The organism is Ideonella sp., from assembly GCF_044358605.1.
Classification (GTDB): domain Bacteria; phylum Pseudomonadota; class Gammaproteobacteria; order Burkholderiales; family Burkholderiaceae_C; genus Ideonella.
In genome coordinates, this window is record NZ_JBIKNQ010000104.1 from 1 (window position 1) to 6,842 (window position 6,842).

General features: G+C 63.4%; 4 protein-coding genes. 1 reads left to right on the forward strand and 3 read right to left on the reverse strand.

Annotated elements, in window-relative coordinates:
- From ACIQ3Q_RS21920 to ACIQ3Q_RS21930, 3 genes are all read right to left on the reverse strand, one after another.
- A partial coding sequence (locus tag ACIQ3Q_RS21920; RefSeq protein WP_396271365.1) for a type VI secretion system Vgr family protein occupies positions 1–1,332 on the reverse strand: 1,332 nt, incomplete at its 3' end.
- Between the two features lie 96 nt (positions 1,333–1,428).
- Complete coding sequence (locus ACIQ3Q_RS21925; RefSeq protein WP_396271366.1) at positions 1,429–2,412, reverse strand: glycosyl hydrolase; 984 nt, start codon at positions 2,410–2,412, stop codon at positions 1,429–1,431.
- A gap of 93 nt (positions 2,413–2,505) precedes the next feature.
- Positions 2,506–5,280 carry a TonB-dependent receptor gene (locus tag ACIQ3Q_RS21930; protein ID WP_396271367.1) on the reverse strand — a complete coding sequence of 925 codons (2,775 nt, stop codon included), beginning with the start codon at positions 5,278–5,280 and terminating at the stop codon, positions 2,506–2,508.
- 340 nt (positions 5,281–5,620) lie between these two features.
- Here ACIQ3Q_RS21930 and ACIQ3Q_RS21935 point away from each other — a divergent pair, with 340 nt between their 5' ends.
- On the forward strand, positions 5,621–6,364 hold the full coding sequence (locus ACIQ3Q_RS21935; protein ID WP_396271368.1) for a GntR family transcriptional regulator: 744 nt from the start codon (positions 5,621–5,623) through the stop codon (positions 6,362–6,364).
- Positions 6,365–6,842: the final 478 nt, after the last annotated feature.

The window sequence follows — 6,842 nt, forward strand, 5'->3', positions numbered from 1 at the left end:
CGCGCCGCTGCCGTCTTGCAACTGCGGCCGCCAGGGGATGGCGATGCGGCTGGCTTCAAACTGGTTGGCATAGCCACGCTCGTGGGCTTGTTGGCGCAGCTCTGGGGGCAGCCATTGGGGCAACTGGTCTGGGCCTGCTTCCCAGGGGCCGGTGGCGGGTGGGCGCCAGCCTTGGCCCAGGGCTTGGTGGATGCTGCGAGCCAGGTCTTTGGGCAGGTTGTTCACGCCTGCGGCGTGCACCTGGGTCAGCAAGAAGGTTTTGCGGTCGGGGGTGGTGCTCGTCAGAGCATCCAGCGCGTCCAGCATGCTGCTGCCCAAGGTAAAGCGCTGCCCGGGGCTGAAGCTGCGCACGGTGCTGCGGCCCAGCCAGCGTTTGGCGCGGGCTTCGTGGGCTTGTTGCTGCAGCTCGGTGGCGCGCTGGGCGGCCGTGCTGCTGCCAAAGGCATAGGCGCCTGCGGCATCAAAAGCTTGCAGGCGGGCGGCGTGCGGGCCGCCGTAGCGGCTGGCGGTGGGGGTGCTGCCGGCCACGGCGCTTTTGGCTCGGTAGTCCCAGGCCAGGGCCACGGTCTCGGCCACGGGCAGTTGGCGCGAGCCCCCAAAGGCTTGGATGGCGTCGCGGGCCTCCACGCTCTCGGCGCGGTGGTAGGCCACGCCGCCGTTCAACAGGCTGCACACATCTTCAGGGCAGGCGTCGGCGCTGCTGCTGTCGGCAAAGATCACCAGGGTGTGGCCTGCGGGGGCGGTGCCGTCGGGCTCAAAGCGGTAGTTCAGGCCTTCTTCGGTCAACAGGCGCTGCACAAAGGCGAGGTCAGTCTCGCGGTATTGGGTGCACAGGCTGCGCAGGCCATCCGCCCCTTGCGGGCTCTGGGCCAAGTGGGGGGCCACGCAAGGCGCCCAGCGCCAGGCGGCGGCGGGGTAGTGGGCAAAGACGCTGTCGAGGATGTCGACCACGCTGCGCTCTTGCCAGACCTGGCTGCGCTGGGTGTGGGCCAAGAGGCTGAGCCAAGGCCCGAGTTGCAGGCGGTAGCGGGCCAGGGTGCCGTCGGTGTCGCCGTAGTGCAGGCCCAGCAGCAGGCCGGTGTGCTGGTGCTCGCCGCCATCGGCCAGGCGGGTCAGCAGGCTGACGGGCTGGCCCAGCACGTCATCCAAAGCCAGCGCGGCGTCGGCCGCCACGCAGCCCACGTCCAGCCGCCAAGGCTGGTTCACGGCCGACTGCAGCGCAAAGGTCTCTACCAACAGCGGCGCCAGCTCTGCCGGGCCTTGCAGCCGGTACAGGCGGGTCTGGTCTTGCAGCAGGCGTGCTAACGCACCAACGATGGAGACGAGGCTCACGCGAGGGGTCCCTTTTTATGCATGTCAAGGGATGCTAGCAGAGCGACCTCCCTCGGCCGCCCCCTCAAACTGAGCGTCAGCGTCTGAAGTTGGCGATCAAGGGGAAGATTGCAGCATTTTCAGGAAGCTGCTGGGGCTGACTTGGGGCAGGGCGTGGCAGCGCGGGCTGACGCGCGGTTCCTGGGGTGGGCAGGGCTGGTCTCGATCAAGTGACCAATAGTGCAGGCCTGCCAGACCAGCGGCTCTGGCTTCGCGGGCCACGCGCTGGGCATCCTCCACGGTGAAGATGTTGGCGGCCACGTCGTTTTCGCCCAACATTGGGGTGAGAGCGATGCGGTTCATCGGGACGCCATACTTGACGTGCACATTGCGTGCCGCCTGCAGGGCCGATGCCCCCATGTCGCAGCGGCCCTCGCGCAGCACGCAATGGGCCGCCTTGGCCGGGCCGTAGTTCATCACCATCAGGTTGAGGATGGCGGCCTCAAAGCCATGGCGGCGCAAGCTGCGCAGCACGGTTTCGCCCAAAGGGTTCAGGCTTTGCTGGCTGCCGTTGGTGGCCGCGTGGGTGGCCACGGTGAAGCTGATGCGCAGCTCGGGGCGCTGGCGTTGCAGCGCGGCGGCACGCTGCACCAAGTCGTCAATCTGCGCGGCGGTTTGCTGGCGCTCGATGTCGAAATCCAGGCCCTTCAAAAAGGGCGAGTCATAGCGAGCCAGAAACTGGGCAAAGCCGGCATCAGAGCCACAGGTGAAGGAGCCGGCCTCGCCGCCCGTCGACACCACATACGGGCGCTTGGCTTGCACAAAGGCGGCGACATTGGCTTGGGCAAAGCGGTCGGTGTCCACCTCGCCCCAGCGCTCTTGGCCGCATTCGCCGGTCGCAAAGGCCCAGATCAGTGCCGGCCATGTCGATGCAAGCAGTGGTTCGGCGCCTTGGCCTGCGAGGGCTTGCATGCGGCCCGTAGAGGCGTCCAGCATCAGGCTGGCATCCTTGTAGGGCGCAAAGAAGAAGTCGGCACTGCGAGCCAGGCCGCTGTGCAGCAGCAAGGCAGCCGTGGCCGACAGGGTGGCGATCAAGCGCATGGGTGAATTCTCTCAATCTTGTGGGCAAGAAAAAGGGGTGAGCCCGAACTGCAGCTCACCCCCATCCCGACAGCCTTATGGGCTGTTTTGCGATTACAGCTTGGCGCGCAGGGTCAGGTAATACTGGCGGCCGTTTTCGTACATGGAGCGGGGCTGATCCTTGCTCAGCGCGTAGTACTTCAGCTTGGTGTTGCCGAGGTTGTGGCCGTCCAGCGAGATCGTGAAGCGATCATTGATCTTGTAGCCCAGCGATGCGGCCAAGTTCGAGGTGTCGTCTTGCGAGAACGCGGTGTTGCGGTCCAGGCCACTGTAGAAGCTAGAGCGGAAGTTGTAGGCGACGCGGGCATTGAACTTGTCGTCTTCGTAGTAGGCGCCCAGGTTGTAGGTGTGCTTGGAAGCACCCACCAGAGGGCCACCGCCAGCTTCCTTGGCATCGGTGTAGGTGTAGTTGGCATTGGCGCCAAAGTTACCCCACAGCGGTGCTTCCCAGGCCAGCTCGATGCCATTGACTCGACCCGTGGTGTTCACTGGCACGGTCAGCAGGTAGTTGACCAACTCGCCTTGCGGCACAGCTGCGCTGTAAGTCATGAACTGCTTGTTGACTTGACCATAGCCGACATAGCTGCTCAGGCCCATGTGGAACAGGCCTGCCGAGACCAAGGAGCGCGGAGCGTAGTAGTACTCCAGCGTCAGGTCCAGATTGTTGGAGCGCACTGGCTTGAGGTCGGGATTGCCACCTGAACCAGAGCCCACACCCCCCGCCACAGCCGGCGGTGCCAAGGACACCGAGCCCGCCAAGGCCGAGTAGTCAGGACGGGTCATGGTGCGCGACAGCGCCAGTCGAGCCACCATCTCCTTGTTCAGCTTGAACTTGACGTTCATGCTGGGCAGTACATCGGTGTAGCTGTGGTTGGTGGTGGTGGGCAGGTAGGGGCCAAAGGCCGAGGTCGTGATGGCCCCGGGCGTGTTGGCCGACACCGCCACATTGTTGGTGACCGCGAACTTGGTTTGCACCAAGCGCAAGCCCACATTGCCGCTCCAGCCCGCGCCTTCCATGTCCGACTGCACATAAGCGGCCTGCGTCTTCTCGGAGAGTCCGTACTGGGAGGTCCAGTTGTCACGTGAGCCGTCTGTCGCCCGATTGGCCAGCTTGTTGTAGGCAGTCAGCTGCTCTGGGGTGTGGAACCAAACATCGCGCGGGAAGTTGCCGCCCAAGCCGGCTCCAAAATTGCCTGGGTAGTTTTGGGTGCCCACTGGGAAGTTGGCGGGGTCTGCGGGCGACTGCGTGCCCACGGGGCACCAATAGGCCTGGCTCCAATCCCAGGGGCGGTTGCTGCCATCGGCGGCCTTGCACCCTGGTGCTTGGCCGACCACGCCGCTGCTGCTGCGCGAGTGGCTCGTGCTGCGCGCGCCAAACTTCAGGGTGGTGAACAGGCCGCTGTCCAATGCGTACTCACCATCCAGCTGCGCAAAGTTTTCCTTGTCTTTGACGTAGATGTTTTGGTCGCCAAAGATCCAGCCCAAGGAAGCGGCGCCGGGCTGCTTGTGGTTGGTGTTGCCGAGCGACCAGTCTGCGGCGGTGTCAACACCGTTCAGACGCCATGCGGCTCCGCTGCCAACCCCGACATTCCATTCGGCAACGTCTTGGGTGGGGGTCTTGCCGGTGCCTTTGGTCGTGCCGGCCAGGCCGCTGAGCTTGAGCTTGTCGCTGACGTTCCATTGACCGTCTACGGTGAAGAACGAGGAATCAGAACCGGCATCCGGACGAGAGATCTCATCGTAGACGCCATAGGTCGTCCCGGCCACCGGTGCAAAGCTGGCGGAGACCAGGGTGTTGTTGCGCACCACATAGCCTGCCTGCGGGCCTTGGCCTCGGCCTTCGTCCAGCACGCGTGAGCCCCACAGCATGTAGTTGCGGTTGTAGTTGGCCGCCTTCATCTGCGAGGTGAAGGCCGTGGCACCCAGCGTCACGTCATTGTTGAGCTTGAACTGCATCCCCAGCAGGCCGCCTTCACGCTCGCGCTTTTGTTCAAACAGCGCCGAGCCAATCAGGCCGGGATACCAGACACCTGCCAAGTCCGGGTTGGCAGTGGCCACCGCGCTGCCGGGCTTGATTTGGCTGTAGAAAAGGACCTCTTGGCCATCGCGGCGCAGGTGCCTGTGCTCTGCAAAGGCCTGCAGCATGACACCAAAGCTGCTGTCGTCGTTCTTCCAGTTCAGCAAGGCATGGAACTGTGGGTCGGTTTTGCCCGGCAGATCCGCGTACACGCCGCCGATCTGAGCGTCCATGGTCAAGGGCTTCTTGAACTCCAGGGGCTTGCGGGTCACGATGTTGATGGCACCCGCCACACCGCCTTCAACCAAGCGCGCTTCTGGGCTCTTGTGGACGACCACTTCCTTGACCAGCGTGGAGGGCAGCAAGGAGTAAGACACGCTACGGCCTACGGTACCGGTCTGGTTCAGCACGAACCAGTCGCCAGAGGAGATGGCATGGCCGTTGACCAAGGTTTGGGTCAGGCTGGGGCTGGTGCCGCGCATGCTGACGCGGTCGTTTTCGTCGAAGCCGCCTTCGTTCGCGCTGGCGGAGCTGATGCTGAGGCCAGGCACGCGCTGCAGGGAGTCGGCCACGTTCTTGTCGGGCATCTTGCCGATGTCTTCGGCGGTGATGACCTCTACGCGAGATTCTGCGTCGCGCTTGCTTTGCAGTGATTTCTGCAGCGAGGCGCGGATACCAATCACCTCGACGCGCTCGGTCTCTGCAGCAGAGGCCGCCGCTGCGGGCTTGGCGGGGGCAGTTTGGGCGTGCACGGCAGTGCCGGCCAAGGCCAGCACGACCGCAGATGCGATGGGCGTCAGGGAAGTCTTCATGGTCTCCTCACTCTCTAGCAGGGTGGTGGGCGCCGAGCAGGCGGCCGGTTGACGGGCGGGTGCAGGCGCTTACCGTGGCGGCTTGGACTGCACCCATTGGGCTGAAATTCAATGCGTACCACTGTACTACCAATAGGTACCAATTGGCTACCAGTTTCCTTGCGCCAAGCTCGGAAACGAGGGTTCTTCCTGAGAAGTTCGTTGCTGCAACACCGCAACGTGGCATGGCAGGGCTGCACGGGCGCCGGCGCTTTATGCAGGGTGAGTGCGTGGCCCGTGGTGTTCTATTGGTATTATTCGCAGCCCATCACCCCCGCCCTGTGGCCTTGAGGTTTCATTCATGACTGCGTTGGCGCATCTCTTGCGCAATTTGGATCCCAACAGCAGCCAGCCGCTGTACCAGCAACTGCAACGCGCCTTGCGCGAGGCCATCGAGCTGCGCCTTCTTGGCCCGGATGACGCGCTGCCCTCCGAGCGCCAACTGGCGGCAGATCTTCAAGTCTCGCGCATCACGGTGCGCAAAGCCATAGAGGGCTTGGCAGAGGAGGGCTTGCTCTCACGTCGCCAAGGGGCGGGCAATTTCGTCAACACCCGCATTGAGAAGAACTTCGCCAAGCTGACCTCGTTTTCTGAGGACATGCGGGCGCGTGGGCGTGAGCCGCGCAGCGAATGGCTCAAGCGTGCTGAGGGCACAGTGACGCCTGAAGAGGCGATGAAGTTGGCTTTGAGCCCGGGCACGCTGGTGTATCGCTTCAACCGCCTGCGCTATGCCGACGACGCGCCCATGTCGATCGAATACGCCACCATCGTGGCCTCGGCGCTGCCGTCGATCGACGTGGTGGACACGTCTCTGTACGAAGCCCTGGAGCGTGCTGGGCAGCGCCCAGTACGGGCCTTGCAGCGCTTGCGTGCGCTGCTGCTGGATGAGGAGCAAGCCAAGCTGCTCGATGCTGAAGTGGGCGATGCGGGCTTGTTGGTCGAACGCCTGGGTTACCTGCGCGACGGCCGAGCCATAGAGTTGTCGCAGTCCATCTATCGAGGCGACACCTACGACTTTGTGGCGGAGCTGAACGCAGGGGGCTGATAGAGGTGTAGGCCGCTTTTTGCAGTGCTACTATGACTGCAGCCCGGCCAGTAGTTTTGAATGAATCACTGGGCTCACCTCAATGGTTGGCCTTCATTCAGAACCATGCGCCTTTCCCTTATTTCAAGGTTACCGAAGAGCAACTTTGTTCTCGCTTTGCGCGAGAGCTTTCTCTCAATGCTGCCGGTCTTTCTTGTCCTGCAGTGTTTGGGCCTGACCCTCTCTGCCATGGACTTGAGTGCGGTGGGGGCGACCAGCGTCTTCCACCACCTGCTGGGCTCGGTGCTTGGTTTCCAGCAGTATTTTTGGCCCGTGGCCATGTCGGCCTCGACGGCCATTCATCTTGCCAGAGCCTATGTGTCAAGCCCCGGGAGATCATTCACACGTTTTGTGAAGAGCTTGGGGTGTGAGGCGTGCCATTTTTTCAGGGCCTCGATGGGGGTCTGGTGGTTGAGGGCGCGTTGAGGAATTCGATGGT